Annotated in this window: 18 protein-coding genes; 12 read left to right on the top strand and 6 right to left on the bottom strand. The window is 65.5% G+C overall.

Annotated features, from left to right (window positions below; all coding sequences use genetic code 11):
• Positions 1-4: 4 nt before the first annotated feature.
• The 3 genes from RHPLAN_RS13630 to RHPLAN_RS13620 all read left to right on the top strand — a co-directional run bounded on the left by RHPLAN_RS13630 (position 5) and on the right by RHPLAN_RS13620 (position 2413).
• The gene (locus tag RHPLAN_RS13630; RefSeq protein ID WP_068018642.1) at positions 5-970 is read left to right on the top strand and encodes a Bug family tripartite tricarboxylate transporter substrate binding protein; all 966 of its coding nucleotides are present in this window, start codon (positions 5-7) and stop codon (positions 968-970) included.
• Between the two features lie 24 nt (positions 971-994).
• The gene (locus tag RHPLAN_RS13625; RefSeq protein ID WP_198164911.1) at positions 995-2002 is read left to right on the top strand and encodes a Bug family tripartite tricarboxylate transporter substrate binding protein; all 1008 of its coding nucleotides are present in this window, start codon (positions 995-997) and stop codon (positions 2000-2002) included.
• A 144-nt stretch (positions 2003-2146) separates the two neighbouring features.
• The gene (locus tag RHPLAN_RS13620) at positions 2147-2413 is read left to right on the top strand and encodes a hypothetical protein (RefSeq protein ID WP_068018640.1); all 267 of its coding nucleotides are present in this window, start codon (positions 2147-2149) and stop codon (positions 2411-2413) included.
• Positions 2414-2422: 9 nt separating this feature from the next.
• Here the strand turns inward: RHPLAN_RS13620 and RHPLAN_RS13615 are convergent, their stop codons facing one another.
• Entirely contained in the window at positions 2423-3178 is a 756-nt protein-coding gene (locus tag RHPLAN_RS13615; RefSeq protein WP_068018636.1) for a response regulator, read from the bottom strand.
• Positions 3179-3336: 158 nt separating this feature from the next.
• Complete coding sequence (locus tag RHPLAN_RS13610) at positions 3337-4674, bottom strand: dihydroorotase (RefSeq protein ID WP_068018633.1); 1338 nt, start codon at positions 4672-4674, stop codon at positions 3337-3339.
• 105 nt (positions 4675-4779) lie between these two features.
• Here RHPLAN_RS13610 and ygfZ point away from each other — a divergent pair, with 105 nt between their 5' ends.
• From ygfZ to RHPLAN_RS39325, 3 genes are all read left to right on the top strand, one after another.
• Positions 4780-5679 carry a CAF17-like 4Fe-4S cluster assembly/insertion protein YgfZ gene (ygfZ, locus tag RHPLAN_RS13605; protein WP_068018631.1) on the top strand — a complete coding sequence of 300 codons (900 nt, stop codon included), beginning with the start codon at positions 4780-4782 and terminating at the stop codon, positions 5677-5679.
• On the top strand, positions 5679-6290 hold the full coding sequence (locus tag RHPLAN_RS13600; protein WP_068018630.1) for a DNA-3-methyladenine glycosylase I: 612 nt from the start codon (positions 5679-5681) through the stop codon (positions 6288-6290). The genes ygfZ and RHPLAN_RS13600 overlap by 1 nt, the downstream gene beginning before the upstream one ends.
• A 70-nt stretch (positions 6291-6360) precedes the next feature.
• The gene (locus RHPLAN_RS39325) at positions 6361-6870 is read left to right on the top strand and encodes a hypothetical protein (protein WP_157100251.1); all 510 of its coding nucleotides are present in this window, start codon (positions 6361-6363) and stop codon (positions 6868-6870) included.
• 8 nt (positions 6871-6878) lie between these two features.
• Here the strand turns inward: RHPLAN_RS39325 and RHPLAN_RS13590 are convergent, their stop codons facing one another.
• Complete coding sequence (locus RHPLAN_RS13590) at positions 6879-7097, bottom strand: hypothetical protein (RefSeq protein WP_068018627.1); 219 nt, start codon at positions 7095-7097, stop codon at positions 6879-6881.
• A gap of 186 nt (positions 7098-7283) precedes the next feature.
• Between RHPLAN_RS13590 and RHPLAN_RS13585 the strand changes: the two genes are divergently transcribed.
• On the top strand, positions 7284-8210 hold the full coding sequence (locus RHPLAN_RS13585) for a dimethylarginine dimethylaminohydrolase family protein (RefSeq protein ID WP_068018625.1): 927 nt from the start codon (positions 7284-7286) through the stop codon (positions 8208-8210).
• A 7-nt stretch (positions 8211-8217) separates the two neighbouring features.
• Here RHPLAN_RS13585 and RHPLAN_RS13580 read toward each other — a convergent pair whose 3' ends face one another.
• Positions 8218-8571 (bottom strand): hypothetical protein, encoded by a 354-nt coding sequence (locus RHPLAN_RS13580; RefSeq protein WP_068018622.1) that lies wholly within the window; start codon positions 8569-8571, stop codon positions 8218-8220.
• A gap of 170 nt (positions 8572-8741) precedes the next feature.
• Here RHPLAN_RS13580 and RHPLAN_RS13575 point away from each other — a divergent pair, with 170 nt between their 5' ends.
• The 4 genes from RHPLAN_RS13575 (at position 8742) to RHPLAN_RS13560 (ending at position 14016) form a co-directional block, all read left to right on the top strand.
• Positions 8742-9308 carry an HD domain-containing protein gene (locus tag RHPLAN_RS13575; RefSeq protein ID WP_068018620.1) on the top strand — a complete coding sequence of 189 codons (567 nt, stop codon included), beginning with the start codon at positions 8742-8744 and terminating at the stop codon, positions 9306-9308.
• A 57-nt stretch (positions 9309-9365) separates the two neighbouring features.
• Entirely contained in the window at positions 9366-9872 is a 507-nt protein-coding gene (locus RHPLAN_RS13570) for a tyrosine phosphatase family protein (protein WP_068018617.1), read from the top strand.
• A 55-nt stretch (positions 9873-9927) separates the two neighbouring features.
• Positions 9928-10920, top strand: a complete 993-nt coding sequence (locus RHPLAN_RS13565; RefSeq protein ID WP_068018616.1) for an NUDIX hydrolase — start codon at positions 9928-9930, stop codon at positions 10918-10920.
• A gap of 312 nt (positions 10921-11232) precedes the next feature.
• Entirely contained in the window at positions 11233-14016 is a 2784-nt protein-coding gene (locus RHPLAN_RS13560) for a DUF2339 domain-containing protein (protein ID WP_068018613.1), read from the top strand.
• Positions 14017-14028: 12 nt separating this feature from the next.
• Here RHPLAN_RS13560 and RHPLAN_RS13555 read toward each other — a convergent pair whose 3' ends face one another.
• Complete coding sequence (locus RHPLAN_RS13555) at positions 14029-14439, bottom strand: hypothetical protein (protein ID WP_157100250.1); 411 nt, start codon at positions 14437-14439, stop codon at positions 14029-14031.
• Positions 14440-14558: 119 nt separating this feature from the next.
• Here RHPLAN_RS13555 and RHPLAN_RS38375 point away from each other — a divergent pair, with 119 nt between their 5' ends.
• Entirely contained in the window at positions 14559-15329 is a 771-nt protein-coding gene (locus tag RHPLAN_RS38375; RefSeq protein WP_084244842.1) for a hotdog fold thioesterase, read from the top strand.
• A gap of 59 nt (positions 15330-15388) precedes the next feature.
• Here the strand turns inward: RHPLAN_RS38375 and RHPLAN_RS13545 are convergent, their stop codons facing one another.
• A complete protein-coding gene (locus RHPLAN_RS13545) occupies positions 15389-15841 on the bottom strand; it encodes a hypothetical protein (RefSeq protein ID WP_068031145.1) in 453 nt (150 codons plus the stop codon).
• Positions 15842-15909 lie beyond the last annotated feature (68 nt).

The following is a 15909-nucleotide window of genomic DNA, read 5'->3' as shown; positions in this document are numbered from 1 at the left end:
AACGATGGAACTGACGAAACGCCGGTTTTTGGCCGGAAGCCTCAGCTCGCTCGCGGCGTCCAGTGCCTTTGGCCAAAGCTTCCCGTCGAAAACGATCACCATCGTGGTTCCCTTCGCGCCGGGCGGCACCACCGACATTCTCGCGCGCGTCGTCGGCCAGGAGCTCAGCAACCGGCTCGGCACCACGGTGGTCGAGAACAAGACCGGCGGCGCCGGCGTGGTCGGCTGGGTCTCCGTCGCCAAGGGCCAGCCGGATGGGCACACGGTGCTGACAACCGAGATGTCGCTCGCGATCGCGCCGAGCCTCAATCCGAACCTGCCGTTCGATCCGCGCAAGGACCTCACCCAGGTCATCATCGCGGCTTCGGTGCCGCATGTTCTCGTGGTCAACCCGCAGGTGCCGGCGAAGACCCTTCAGGAGTTCATCGCCTACAGCAAAGCCAATCCCGGAAAGCTGTTCTACGGCTCGGGCGGCATCGGCACGAACACCCATCTCGGCTTCGAGCTTCTGAAGAGCCAGACCGGCGTTGACGTCGGCCACGTCCCCTATCGCGGCGCCGGCGCCGTGGTGAAGGACGTCATCGCCGGCCACGTGCAGGCGCTGGTCGGCGCGGTCCCGACCGTTCTCGAGTACGTCCGCAGCGGCCAGTTGCGCCCGCTGATGCTGACGGCGCTCGAACGCTCGAAGGTGCTGCCCGACGTGCCGAGCGCCAAGGACGTCGGCCTGCCGCAGATGGATGTGAGCTTCTGGGTCGGGTTTGCGGTTCCTGCCGCGACACCCGCGCCGATCGTCGAGCGCCTGCACGCCGCCATTCTCGGCTGCGTCAAGGCGCCGGCCGTCAGCGCAAAATTCGTTGAGCTCGGCTTCGACCCGGTCGGCAACAGCGTCGCCGAGGCGGGCGATTTCATGCGCAGCGAGATCGATCGCTGGGCCGGCGTGATCAAGTCGGCCAACATCAAAGCGAATTGACGAACTGATGAAGAGGAAAACGCCATGACCGGTGCACGCTCGCGCCCCCAGGCCTCGAACCGCACTGCGATGCTTCTCGTGCTCGGGCTTGCCGCGCTCGGCACCACGGCATCGCCCGCGGCCGCGCAGGACTGGCCGGGTTCGAAACCGATCAAATTCATCGTGCCGTTCCCGGCCGGCGGCGGGACCGACATCCTGTCGCGCGTCATCGCGCAGCGCCTGACCGAGACGCGCAAGTGGTCGATCTTCGTCGAGAATGTGGGCGGGGCCGGCGGCAACATCGGCGCCAATGCGGCGGCGAAGTCGCCGCACGACGGCTACACCATGGTGATGGGGCAGACCTCCAATCTCGTGATCAATCCGGCGCTCTATTCAAAGCTGCCCTACGACCCGCAGAAGGAGTTCGCGCCGGTGGTCCTCGTCGCCGAGCTTCCGGTGGTTCTGCTGGTGCGCTCCGGCAGTCCGTTGAAGTCGCTGCAGGACCTGATCGGCGCCGCGAAGGCGAAGCCCGGCGAGATCACCTTTGCGACGCCCGGAAAAGGCACGGTGTCACACCTCGCCGGCGAGCTGATCAAGCAGACCTCAAAGATCGACCTGCAGCACGTGCCCTACCGAGGCGCATCGCAGGCGGCGATCGACACGATCTCGGGCCAGACGCAGGTCCTGATCGGATCGCTCGCCTCGGTCATCGCGCAGATCAGGAGCGGCGATCTCAGGGCGCTCGCCGTCACCAGCGCCAGGCGCAGCGAGGCGCTGCCGGATGTGCCGACCGTCGCCGAGCAGGGACTGCCGAACTTCGTCGCCACAACGTGGTACGGCGTGCTGGTTCCTGCGGGAACCCCGCGCCCGATCGTCAACACGCTCAACGCCGCGATCAACGCCGAGCTTGGCACGCCAAGCGTCCGCGAGAAGATCGCGCTTGAAGGCGGCGTGGCGATCGGCGGCACACCGGAGCACTTCGCCGACGTGATCAAGGCCGACTCCGGAAAATGGGCCGAGGTGGTCCGCGTGTCGGGAGCGAAAGTCGACTGACAGACGCGGCGCGTATACCGCAATCCCCACAATTAACCGCGCAAATTAACCGTTTCGTCACTTACGCTCCGCCCGCGGCGATGACGCGTGCTAGCGTGCACCTGGATACGGCAGCGGATGGCGCGTTCTCGCCATTATTAGAGCATGCATACAGTGGGACCGACCGACTCTGGCCGAGAGGCTTCGCCCGAGAGCGAACAGAAAATGGCTGCGCTCGGCTATGTGCAGGAAGCGTGGGCCGAGGCGCGTCTCGATGGCATCGACGATGACTGCATGGCGATGACGTGTCTGTTCGCGGCCTTTGCCGAACTCGTGGGCGTCTATGGCGAGGAAGCTGCGGCGAAATATGCCGATACGCTGTCCAACCGCATCCGCAACGGCGAGTTCACACTCGACCAGACTCCGCAGTAGCGGAAGCCATCAGCGCCAGCGGATCTGCCTAAGCCCCAGCAGCCTGCTGAACGCCACATCGACGTCCTTGGCAAAAAACGGCTTGGTGAGGAAATCGCCGGCGCCATTGCTGCGGGCGCGCTTTTCCATGGCGGTGTCGTGCGTCTCGGCAGTCATCAGGATCTTGGCGTCCCCGCGGACCTTCCTGAGTTCCGCGAGCGTTTCGAAGCCATCCTTGCCGGACATGTCGCAATCGAGGATCACCACGTCGAACCGGCGCGCTTTGAACTTTTCGACCGCGACCGCATAGCCGTCGGCCTCGTCGGCGTGAATGCGGAACCGGCTGCCGTTCAGAACCTTCTGGATCACGCTGCGCACGGCGGCGGAGTCGTCGACGATCAACACACGCTTCGGCAGACGCACTGCGATGCAATCGCCGATCACCTCCGAAACCTGCGGATGGTCGATTGGCTTGGCGATCAAGGCGTCACAACGATCGGCGGCGTCTCCCTGCCCCAGCATGACGGCCAGCGGATGGCCTGGCGTCGCCCGCACCGCTTCAAGCAGCGCATGCTGACGGCCGGAAGGCATCCGCTCGTCGAACAGCACCACGTCATGCTCCGCCTGAGCCAGAAGGCGGCAGGCGGTCGTCTCGTCACGGGCAGCTTTGACCTCGGAGATGTCGACCGGAATGGAAGCGTCGGAGACGCCGCGCCGGATGAGCTCACGCTCCGCCGCGTCCTCCGACACGATCATCAGCTTGAGGGAGACAAACTCGTCAGTCATTCAGAAGGTCGTGGCCCCGCCGCGTAACGCACTGACGACCGGCGGGAGACGTCCGCGCCATCGCGCGCCGCTCCTCCCCCCGACGATTTGCAAAGGCAAGTTGTATTTCGCGACGCAAAAAGGCAATCAATTTTTGTGAAATAAAGCGGGAATAAACGCTAACTCTGCGGAGTCAGAGCTTCTCCAAACACCACCGCCTCACCAATCGACGGTTGCATGAGCTCGCCCTGCCACATGACCTTGTAGCCCCGGACGAAGGTTCCGACCGGCCAGCCCGTCACGCTGGTATTATTGTAAGGGGTCCACCCCACGCGGGAGGCGATCCAACGATCGGTGATGGGCTCGCGGCGCTTGAGATCGACCACCGTCAGATCGGCGTCATAACCCGCAGCGATCCGGCCCTTGCGGGCGATGCCGTAGACCCGGGCGGGACCGGCGCTGGTGAGATCGACGAAGCGGGCGAGCGACAGCCTCCCTGCATTGACGTGGTCGAGCATCACCGGAACCAGTGTCTGCACGCCGGTCATGCCCGAGTGAGTCTTGGGATAGGGATGCGCCTTCTCTTCGCGGGTGTGCGGCGAATGATCCGAACCGATGGTGTCGATCACGCCTTGGGCGAGGCCGCGCCAGATGCCGTCGCGATGCGAAGCATCGCGGATCGGTGGATTGAGTTGCGCGAGCGTGCCGAGCCGCTGGTAGCAGTCGGGCGCGGCCAGCGTCAGATGCGAAGGGGTCGCTTCGCAGGACGCCACATCCTTGTGCTCGGCGAGGTACGCCGCCTCCTCCTTCGTTGTGACATGCAGCACATGCACGCGCTTGCCGGTCTCTCGTGCCAGCCGGACAAGCCGCTGCGTGCACATCAGCGCCGCGGTGGCATCGCGCCACACTGGGTGCGAAGACGGATCGCCTTCGACCCGAAGAGGCATGCGCTCGCGCAGCCGGTACTCGTCCTCGGAATGGAACGCGGCGCGGCGGCGGATCGCCTTCAGCACATTGCGCACGCCGTCATCGTCTTCGATGAGCAGCGAGCCGGTCGACGAGCCCATGAACACCTTGACGCCGCAGGCTCCGGGGAGCCGCTCGAGCTCGCCAAGCTCGTGGGTGTTCTCGCGGGTGGCGCCGACATAGAACGCGAAGTCGCAATGCATGCGGTGGTGCCCGCTTGCCACCTTGGCGGCGAGCGCTTGCGCGCTGGTCGTGGTCGGATCGGTGTTGGGCATCTCGAACACCGCGGTGACGCCGCCCAGCACCGCGCCGCGCGAGCCGGTTTCCAGGTCCTCCTTGTGGGTCAGGCCGGGCTCACGGAAATGCACATGGCTGTCGATCACACCGGGCAGAATGTGCAGACCGCGGCAGTCGATCACCTCGGCCGCTGACGCGCCGACGTCGCCGATCGCGGCGATCCGGCCGCCCGAAATGGCAAGATCTCGCACCCCCTCGCCATCCTGATTGACGACCGTGCCGCCTTTGAGAATGAGATCGAACCCGCCTGCCATTACGCCCTGCTGACTGCTGGATTTCCCGGGCTGTACCTATTCCAATCCGCGCCCTTGAGCGACCCACATCAGCGGCTTACGTTTGCCGTGGCAACAAGGAATCGCATGAAAGCGGCACTTCTCCCCGACCGCGGCGTGGTCAAGGTGACCGGTGACGACGCCCGAACCTTCCTCAACGGGATGCTCACCACCGATGTCACCAAGGTCACGCCGGAGCAGGCGCGCTTTGGCGCGCTGCTGACGCCGCAGGGCAAGATCATCGTCGATTGCATCGTGGCCGAGGCGCCGGCCGACGACGGCGGCGGCTTCTTCCTCGACTGTCCGAAAGCGCTGGCGTTCGACTTCGTCAAGAAGCTCAACTTCTACAAGCTGCGCGCCAAGGTCATCTGCGAGGATCTGTCGGAGGTGCTCGGCGTCATGGCGGTGTGGGACGGCCAAAACGACACCAAGAGAGCCGACACCGACTACGGCCTGGTCTACACGGACCCGCGGCTCCCCGGACTCGGCCAACGCATCATGCTGCCGCCGCATCTCGACAAAGAAGCTGCGGCCGAGCTCGGCGCCGAGCTCGTCGACGGGCTCGACTACGAGGAGCATCGCATCTCGCTCGGCGTGCCGCGCGGCGGCGCCGACTTCATCTATGGCGACGCCTTTCCGCACGAGACCGACATGGATCAGCTCTCCGGTGTCGACTTCGACAAGGGCTGTTACGTCGGCCAGGAGGTGGTGTCGCGCATGGAGCATCGTGGCTCAGCCCGCACGCGGATCGTGCCGGTCGACGTGGATGGCGCGTTCGCCCCGGAGGCCGGCCTGCCCGTAATGGCAGGCGACAAACAGATCGGCACCACGGGTGCCGGCTGGGGCAACATGGCGCTCGCAATGCTGCGGCTCGACCGCCTCGCCGACGCGCAGGCGGCGGGCACGACGCTCGTCGCCGGCGGCATCGCGCTCGAGCCGCGCAAGCCGGACTGGGCCACGTTCGATTGGCCGGGGGAGAAGGTCTGATGGCCGGAGCATTGCTGCACACCGATGGACTGCATCGCTGCCCCTGGCCCGGCAAGGACGATGCGTTTTACGTCGCCTATCACGACGACGAATGGGGCGTGCCGGAATACGACGACCGCGCGCTCTACGAGAAGCTGATGCTTGACGGCTTTCAGGCCGGCCTCTCCTGGATCACCATCCTGCGCAAGCGAGAAAACTTCCGGAAGGCCTTCGACGGCTTCGAGCCGGCGAAGATCGCGCGCTACGACGCACGCAAGAAGGCCAAGCTGATGGAGGACGCCGGCATCGTCCGCAACAAGCTCAAGATCGAGGGCGCGGTGCTGTCGGCACGGGCTTATCTCGATGCGATGGAAAAAGGCCCGGGCTTCTCGGCGCTGCTGTGGGACTATCTCGACGGCAAGCCGCAGGTGAACAAATTCCGCGACACCAAAGACGTGCCGGCCGAGACCGAGCTGTCACGGACGATTTCCAAGGACCTCGCCAAGCGAGGCTTCAAGTTCGTCGGCCCGACCATTGTCTATGCGTTCATGCAGGCGGTCGGCATGGTCAACGACCACCTGGTGAAGTGTCATTGTCACGAATTGGTCGGGAAGATGAAGAAGCGGAAGTAGCAGGCCATGGTTGAGCACCCAGCCTGCCGAGGCGGATGCTCAGAACCTCAAAGAAAATGGATAGGGGTCAGTGGGCCCTTTTCCTGACAGTCGCCAAGCTCTTCAGCCGCTCGTTTTTCTTGAAAAGCCTGTCCAGAACCGTAATCAATTCACGGATGGCGGCTTGGCCCTCAGCCGTTTTGATTTGTTTTGGCACTTTGCGTGCTTCGAGCATTGTGGAACTCCCTTTACCAAGACAGCCAACGCCGAACCTGTGAGGTCGTTCCCGGACCGCCCGGAGCACAAAGTGACGCATGCCGAACTGGCCCGCATGGCCAAAGAGAACCTGAGGACTTTCGCGCAATCCCTTGTGCCTGCCGACGCGCTGAGGAAGGTCATTGCGGCGCACGAGATCGTCTTTGCGCTATTTCCAGACAGTTCTCCCAGAGGGTGGGATTTGCACATCATCAAAGGAAAAAGCCTCGTGGTGGGAGCCACCGACGAGGCCTTGGCGAAGATCAGCACCACCGCAGTTCCATGCGCCGACCTGACAGAAGCGCTTGCGATGGAACAGGCACTCGGCGATGGACGCCCTCACTAGGGTGGCGCTCAGAGCTCGAAATCATTCTCCGAAGCTTCGATCGCCCGCGCGAACAGCATCGCCGGATCGCGTTCACCGCGCCAAGCCAGCTCGACGATGACCTTGGCCAGCTCGTCCCTCTCGGGATCGTCGGCGCGAAGCCCAAGGCGCACACAGGCAGCATCGAATGCCTGCGTCATCTGGCGAAGCGTCTCGCTGTCGAATCCTTTTATTTCTCGGAACGGCATGTTGAGTCCGGTTTGACGTCCACACTACCGCGGAATTCAGCGAACGGTCTTCAGACTCGTTCGTATTAACGGCACCCGTGTAAACCTTGACGCGCAGCATTTCATTGCCATGTGACGCCTTCCTGCTAGCATCTTGCCAGTCGAGTCGATTCGTCTGGCCCTGGCAGAGGGACGAACCGCACAGCGATGAACATCCGCGCAACGCTTGCCGACAAGCCTCGGCCCCGTTACCTGATGTGCAATCCGCAGCATTTCGCGGTCACCTACAGCATCAATCCCTGGATGGATCCCAAGGCCTGGGCGGCCACGGGCCAAGTGCTGCACGCCAAGGCGCAGCAGCAATGGGATGGGCTGCACCGCGCCCTGATCCGCCACGGCGCGAACGTCGACGTGCTGGTGCCTGCGTCGGGTCTTCCCGATCTCGTCTTCACCGCGAACGCCGCCGTGGTGCTCGATGGCAAGGCGTTGCTCGCACGCTTCCGTCACCCCGAGCGCCGTCGCGAGGAGCCGATCTATGCCGAGGGTTTCCATGCGCTGAGGGCGCGCGGCCTCATCGACCAGGTGATCGCGATGCCCGATGACGTGGTGCTGGAAGGCGCCGGCGATTGCCTGTGGGATGCCCGGCGTGGGTTGTTCTGGATGGGCGCGGGATTCCGCTCCGACAAGAGAGCAGCCGGCGTGGTCGACGATGTCTTCGGCGTCGCCTGCGTGCCGCTCGATCTCGCCGATCCGAGCTTCTATCACCTCGACACCGCGCTCTGCCCGCTGCCTTGTGGCGGCGTCATCTATCACCCGGGCGCGTTCACCGAGGAAGCGCGCGCCGCCATCGAGCTCCGCGTCGCGCCGGCCGACCGGATCGCGCTCGATATCGCCGACGCCGAACTGTTTGCCGCCAACGCCGTGTGCCTCGATCGCGTGATCGTGATGTCGAGCTGCAGCGCGGCGCTCCGCGAGACTCTGGAGCAGCGCGGCTATACGGTCGTGACGACGTTGCTCGACGCCTTCCTGCGCAGCGGCGGCTCGGCCTGCTGTCTGACGCTGCGGCTCGACCGCAACTCGCGGGCAACGGCGCAAGACGCCGTGACCGGGACTTGGGCGACGCAACGACAGTAGCGGCGTTCTATTCGGCCTGAGCCGACAGCCATGAACAGACCGCTGCTGGAACGGCGCCGAACAGGGCGAACGCCAGGAACTGCATCGCTGTCACGTGGCCATGCAGCAGCAGCATCTCGATCACCGCTGCTGCCGCTCCCGCGCCCGTGGCGCCGGGAAGCCTCCAGCTTTTGTTGGCCAGCCAGAGGTCGGCGGCGGCGGAGACCATCGCAGGGATCAGGCTCGCCAGGTAGGCAAACCACAGAAAATACGCCAGCAGGTGGATGCTCGGTTGTGGCGGCGAAACCCGGGCGCTCAGGACCAAAACCAGGACCAGGCCCAGCAATGGGCCGATCAGCACGAAAACACCGACGCGCTTCATGGCAAGCCTGCACTGTCAAATCGGCAGGGGTCTTGTAACGTGTCCCAGCCGACTCGGCTGTGATAGCCATCATGTTCCTCTTTCCGATTCATCAGTACAGGCCGCGCTAAGCCTTGCCACGCCCGCCCGCGAAAACACCCGGCAAAGCCTCCTCCCGCGCCTGGCAGCGCATGCTGTCCGGCCGTAGGCTCGATCTCCTCGACCCCTCGCCGCTCGACGTCGAGATCGAGGACATCGCCCATGGTCTTGCCCGCGTGGCGCGCTGGAACGGCCAGACCGAGGGCGCGCATATCTTCTCGGTCGCGCAGCACACGCTGCTCGTGGACACCGTGGCGCGGGCGCGTTGGCCGAGCCTCGATCGCAATGCGCGGCTCGCGGTGCTGCTTCACGACGCACCCGAATACGTGATCGGCGACATGATCTCGCCGTTCAAGGCGGTGATCGGCGGCGCCTACAAGGTCGTCGAGGCGCGGCTTCTGGCCGCGATCCATCTGCGCTTCGGCCTGCCGCCGACGCACGGTGATGAGGTGTTGCGCATCATCAAGACCGCCGACCGCGGCGCGGCGTTCCTCGAGGCCACACGGCTCGCGGGCTTCAGCGCCGCCGAGGCGCGGCGCTTCTTCGGGGTGCCGCCGCAGCTCTCGCCCGCGGTCGAGCGCGACTACCTGACGCCCTGGCCCGCAGAGACCGCGGAAAAACGCTTTCTGGAGCGCTTCCGCTCGGTGAACCGGAATTGACGCTTTCGTCGGGCCCCACGCGGCCCTATATCAGCGTCTGAATTCTGGGATTTTCTGATGATCCACGTCTGCTCCCTCGCCCGTCTGCACGACACCGTGACCGAGACCGGCGCGAGCCATATTGTGACGCTGCTGCGGCTGATCGACCGCGTGCAACGGCCGGCCCGTGTCGCCGAGGCCGACCACCTGGTTCTCGGCATGGACGACATCACCACGGCCATGGACGGCTATATCCATCCGGCCGAAGAGCACGTCCACGATCTCATCCGGTTCGCGCAGCGCTGGGACCGCCGTGCGCCGCTGGTGGTGCACTGCTATGCCGGCATCAGCCGCTCGACCGCGGGCGCGTTCATCTCGGCCTGCGCGCTGAACCCCAACCGCGACGAAGCCTCGATCGCCCGCGCGATCCGCGATTCGTCTGCCACCGCCATGCCGAACACCATGCTGGTCGGGCACGCCGACCGCATCCTTGGCCGCAAAGGCCGGATGATCGCGGCCGTCGAGGCACTGGGCCCGGGAAAGCCTGCGCTCGAAGGCGAACCCTTCCGGCTCGATCTCGAATGAGCCATTGTGCGCGCCATGGCCGGGCGGCGAGCCCCCGGTGACACCAGAGGCGCGGATGGCTGAGGCGCACCTTACGCCGATCGAAGTCGGTCTCACCGCGGCGATCGTTGCGGTGGAAGACGACGAGCCGCGCATTCTGGTTGCTGCCGATCCCAAGAGCGACAAGCACGAGCGCGACATACGCGCCGGCCTGCCTTTCGGACCGTTCGATCCGCTGTCGCATCGCACCTTCGAGATCGGGCTGCATGCCTGGGTCGCGGCGCAGACCGCCCTCAACACCGGCTATGTCGAGCAGCTCTACACGTTCGGCGATCGCGGCCGCCATGCCCATCCCGGCGACACCGGGCCCCATATGATCTCGGTCGGCTATCTCGCGCTGACGCGGATGTCCGACAACGCCGCAGCGCTGCGCCAGGCCGGCGCGAGCTTCGAGCCGTGGTACCGGTTCTTTCCTTGGGAAGATTGGCGCGAGACCAAGCCCGCCATTCTCGACGAGGTGCTGCCGTTGCTCGACCACTGGGCGAAAAGCGGCAAGCCCGAGCCGCAGCGGCCGCTCAGCCGCAAGGAACGACTGCGGCACTGCTTCGGCGTCGGCGGCTCGCCCTGGGACGAAGAGAAGGTGCTCGACCGCTACGAACTCCTCTACGAAGCGGGCCTTGTCGAAGAGGCGCGGCGCGACGGCCGCGAGGCTGCCATTCCACGGAACAAAATTCCCAAGCTCGGCGAGCCGATGCGCTTCGACCATCGCCGCATCGTCGCGACCGCGATCGCGCGGCTGCGCGCCAAGCTCAAATATCGCCCGGTGGTGTTCGAGCTTCTGCCGGACGAGTTCACGCTGACCGAATTGCAGCGCACCGTCGAAGCCATTTCCGGCCGGCATCTGCACAAGCAGAACTTCCGCCGGCTGGTCGAGACCGCGGCCCTGGTCGAGCCCACGGGAGAGACCTCGACCACGACCGGCGGCCGGCCGGCGGCGCTGTTCCGGTTTCGCCGCGAGGTGGTGCAGGAGCGCCCCGCCCCGGGCCTCAGATTCGGCGGCCGGTCGTAATCAATTCAGACTTTCGATTTTGCCATGATCGCGCCGCGCACGCTGCTGAGCCCTCTCCCCCGCTTGCGGGGGAGAGTTGGAGAGGGGGCCACTGCAAGCACCGGCCGAGCCGCTCCCCCTCCCTGACCCTCCCCCGCAAGCGGGAGAGGGAACAGACCGCCTTCGCCGCAGCCTCCGCATGCAATTGAACGGGCCACCGTGAACTTTTGCTGGGGACAGCGCGACCAATACCAGCGCAGCGCTCCCTGCTGCGCCTTCGCGCGCTTTTGACCATCGCGCGGCTGGACTAGATTCAGGCCACCGGGGGCCTCCATGACACTCGTCCTGCTTGGACTGCTGCTGATGCTGGCGATCCCGATCATTGCGATCGTGGCGCTGGTCAAGGCAGTCAATATCAATCAGCGGCTGCGCGCGATGGAGCAGCGCTTCGCCGCGCTCGAGGTAAAGGTCGCGGACCTGTTGCAGCGGGCGGCCGCAGCCACGGCCACGGCACAGCAGCCAACGCCATCTCCGCCGCAAACCGCGCCCGCCGCAGCCCCGCCGCCCGAGACCGTGCAAGCGGCGCCGGAACCTCCGGCTCCGCCCGAGACGCCCAAGCCCGAAACGCCCAAGCCAGCGCCCGAGCCCAAGCCTGCACCCACGTCGGTCCCCGCCGCGGCACCGCAACCGGCTGTCGCGACTGCTACGCCGCAGCCGCCCGCCCAAAGCTTCGAAGAAAAGTTCGGCACGCGCTGGACCGTGTGGATCGGCGGCGTGGCGCTCGCGCTTGGCGGCATCTTCCTCGTCAAATATTCGATCGACGCCGGACTGATCGGACCGAAGCTCCGACTTTTCTTCGGAGCACTGCTTGCGGCGGCTCTCATCGCGGCAGGCGAATGGATGCGCCGCAAGGAGCAGATCGCCGGCATCGCGGGACTTCCCGCCGCGAACGTGCCGAGCATCCTCGCCGCAGCCGGCACCACGGTCGCTTACGCCACCGTTTATGCGGCCTACGCGCTCTACGGATTCCTCGACCCGGCCTCGGCCTTTGTGCTGCTCGGCATCGTTGCGCTGGCAACGCTCGCCGCGGCTCTGTTGCACGGCCCGGCGCTCGCCGCGCTCGGTCTCGTCGGCGCATACGTCACGCCGCTTCTCGTTTCCACCAACGAGCCGAACTACTGGGCGCTCTACATCTATCTCGCCGTCGTCAGCGGCGCTGCATTCGCGCTGGCGCGGATGCGCATGTGGCTCTGGCTCGCGGTGACCGCCGTGGCCTTCGGCTTCTTCTGGCTGTTGCCTGGCATCAATCCCACAACCGTCGATGCACTGGCGCCGCACCTGTTCCACGTGGTCGCGGGCTTTGCCCTGGTGGCGACGATCCTCGTCTCCGGCCTGCTCTACGGTCCTGACCCCGTGCCCGGCCAGATCGATCCGGTGTCGTCGGGCACACTTGCGGCTTATCTGCTTGGCGCGCTGCTGCTCGTGCTGGCGAGCCGCCACGACACCGCGGCGCTCACGGTCTTCACGCTGATGATCGTTGCGACGCTTGCGATCTCATGGCGCACGGTGTCGGCCGCCGGCACCGTCCCGGTCGCGGCCGTGTTTGCCGGCATCGTCATCGTACGCTGGGCGCTGGCGCCGGCGGTCGATCTTCTGATCGCGCCCGCGGGCCCGGCTGGCGCTGCGGCGCCGCAGCCCTGGCAATACGATATCGTGCCCCATCTCGCCCTGGGTTTTGGCTTCGCCGCGCTGTTCGGCGGGCTCGGCTATCTCGCACAGGGGCGCACCACCTGCCCGGTCGCGTCGGTGCTGTGGAGCGCATGCGGCGTCGCAGTGCCTCTCGTCATGCTGGTCGCGCTCTACTATCGCATCGCAGGCTTCGAGCGCTCGATCCCGTTTGCCGGCCTTGCGCTGCTGCTCGCCGCACTCAACGCCTTTGCCACCGAGCAGTTCGGCAAGCGCGATCAAACGCCGACGCTCGTCACGGCAGGCGCGCTGCACGCCTCGGGCGCCGTGGCAGCGTTGGCGCTTGCGCTGACCTTCTCGCTGGAAAAAGGCTGGCTCACCGTCGCACTCGCCCTGATGGTGCCGGGCATCGCCTGGATCGCCAACGCGCGCCCGGTGCCGATGCTGCGCTGGCTTGCCGCGGTGATGACCGCGCTGGTCGTGGCCCGCATCGTCTGGGAGCCGCGCATCGTCGGTAACGAGGTCGGCACCACGCCGATCTTCAATTGGCTGCTTTATGGCTACGGCATTCCGGCCGCGGCCTTCTGGTTCGGCGGGCATCTCCTGCGCAAAAACGCCGACGATCAGCCCACGCGCACGGTCGAAGGCGCTGCGATCCTGTTCACGGTGCTGACCGTGTTCCTCGAAATCCGCCATTATATGAACGGCGGCAACATCTACCGCACCTCCAGCCCGCTCGGCGAAACCGCGCTGCAAGTCTGCGGCGGCTTCGCGACCGCGATCGGCCTCGAGCATGTGCGCCATCGCACCCGGAGCATCGTGCACAACGCCGGCGCGCTGATCGTCGCGGGTCTCACGGCCGCCGGGATCGTGATCGGGCTCTGGCTCGCCGACAATCCGCTGTTCTCGGGCGAATCCGTCGGCAGCGGTCCCTTCAACCTGATCCTGCTCGGCTACGGCATCCCGGCGGTGCTCGCCATCGCGCTGTCGCTGACGACACGCAACGTGCGGCCCCATGCCTATCGCGTCACCGCCGCGGCCTTCGCGGTGCTGCTGATGCTGAGCTATCTGACGCTCGAGGTCCGCACCGTCTATCAGGGGCCGGTGTTGTCGCGCGGCGGCATCGGCAATGCCGAGCAGTACACCTATTCGGTGGTGTGGCTCGCCTATGGCGTGGCGCTGCTGCTGTTCGGCATCGCGCTTCGCTCACAGCCGGCGCGGTTTGCTTCGGCGCTGATCACGCTGCTGACGGTCGGCAAGGTATTTCTGGTCGACATGGCGGGCCTCACCGGCGTGTTCCGCGCGCTATCCTTCATCGGGCTCGGCGCAGTGCTGGTCGGCATCGGCCTGCTCTATCAGCGACTGTTGTTTCCGCCTGCCGCAAATACAACAGCCGCGCCCGGAGTGACCGAGGTGCCGCCGTCGAGCTGATCTCGTAAGCGACTATTTCGCGCTGATGTCGCACCAGGCCGGACCGGTGCTCAGCCGATAGCGACCGGCGGCCTCTTCCGACACCGGATAGCAGCCGCCACCACCGCCGTTGAACTGCTTCCACGCGAGGCAGATTTCCACACCGCGCACCCGCATCACGGCGCGATCGGCTTCCTCGCGCTGCTCCTGCGGACGGCGATAAAGCACGTTGACCACACCGGCTTGGCTGACCTGGCCACGCCCGCGCGTGCCATCCACGCAATCGATCCGGAACGAGCGGCCCGTCAACAAACGCGCCACGTCACCGCCATGAACCTGACGACCGGCTTCGGCCGGCAATGTCGCACCGACGAGCGTGCCAATTGCAAAAGCAGCGCAGACAACCCGCCGGGGGCTCGCGATAATCGCTCTCAATAAATTCATTTCTGCAGCTTCCCTGTTGAAACCATCATCCGCTATTCGCGCTGCAGCGTCGCGTCAGTTCTGCTTCGACGGTTAATGTCGCAGTCCCCGGAAACCGATCCTGCCTGGAGTTATCGTGAATGCTGTCGTGGGATGACTTCCGCCTCGTCAAAGCGATCGCTGATCGTCAAACGCCGATTGGAGCGGCGAACGATCTCGCGATTAACCAATCAATTTTGATGAACAGGCTTGCGGAGATCGAGCGAAAACTCGGCGCATCACTGTTTGCGCGCGACGGCGCAACGCTGACGCCGACGGCGCTTGGCGCGCGGATGACGCAGACTGCCGCCGCCATGGCGGCCGCTGCCGACGAATTCGACGGCGCAGCAAAATCACCACAGGCGAAAGCCATGAAGTTCGGCCTGCTTCGCAAGGACGAAATCATGGCCCGCAGCGGTCTGTCGTTCCTGAGCGCCATGGTTGCGGGTGAGGTTCCACAGCCGCCGATCTGCGCGACGCTGGGATTTCATCTGGCCGAGGTCGAAGAAGGCTACGCCCGCTTCGACGGCATGCCGGAGCGACGGCACTACAATCCGATCGGCACGGTGCATGGTGGCTTCGCCGCGACGCTGCTCGATTCCGCCCTCGGCTGCGCGATCTTCACCACGCTGCAAAAGGGCGAAGCCTGGACCACGCTTGAGCTGAAACTCAACATGGTGCGCCCGATCAGCGACGACACCGGCGTGGTTCGCGCCGAAGGCCGCGTCATCCATCGCGGCCGGACCGTCGCGACCTCCGACGGCACATTGAAGGACGGCGCCGACAAGCTCTACGCCCACGCCACGACGACCTGCATGATCTTTCCGGCCAAGGTCTTGCCGGCCAATAGCTTGCCGACGAAACCGGCCTGATCGCCAAAATGCAACGCGCCGCTTTCGCGGCGCGTGTCATTCACGGAAGTCTGCGAGACTCAGTCGCGCTGGACGGCCTCGGCGCGCACATCCCGCACGCGGAGCGGCCGATGGGTGAGATCGGCGCGGGTGCTGCGGCGGGTGAAGTCGCAGTAGGCGAAACCAAGCCCCGAGATCGCACCGCGGAAGCTCACCCCGCTGGTGCGGTTGACGTTGAAGCACGGCTCGAACGGCACGCCGCGCAGCGAGGCGCAATAGCGGTCGCCCTTCACCTGCAGGGTGCCGGATGGCAGCACCACGTAGCGACGGGCGCCCGAGCCGCCAACCTGGATGTAACCCGCAACCGAGCCATCTGCGTAGATGCGGCCATTGCCGGTCGTGCCATCGAAACAGTTGTAGGCGAAGTGCTTGCCGGCGATGAAAGAGCGCGCAGCGTCTGCCCGCAGCTCATCGGCCTTGGCTGGAAGCGTGCAGACGAGACCCGCGATCACCAGCGCCAACCGCTTACCCATGGAGATCATTTCACCCCACCCCAACATTGTGCCGACAGACCTACGACGTTAACCGCCCGCTTACCATA

The sequence above is a fragment of the Rhodoplanes sp. Z2-YC6860 genome (assembly GCF_001579845.1).
Lineage (GTDB): Bacteria > Pseudomonadota > Alphaproteobacteria > Rhizobiales > Xanthobacteraceae > Z2-YC6860.
The sequence above is the reverse complement of the archived record's forward strand: the minus strand, read 5'-3'. Positions and strand labels throughout refer to the sequence as shown.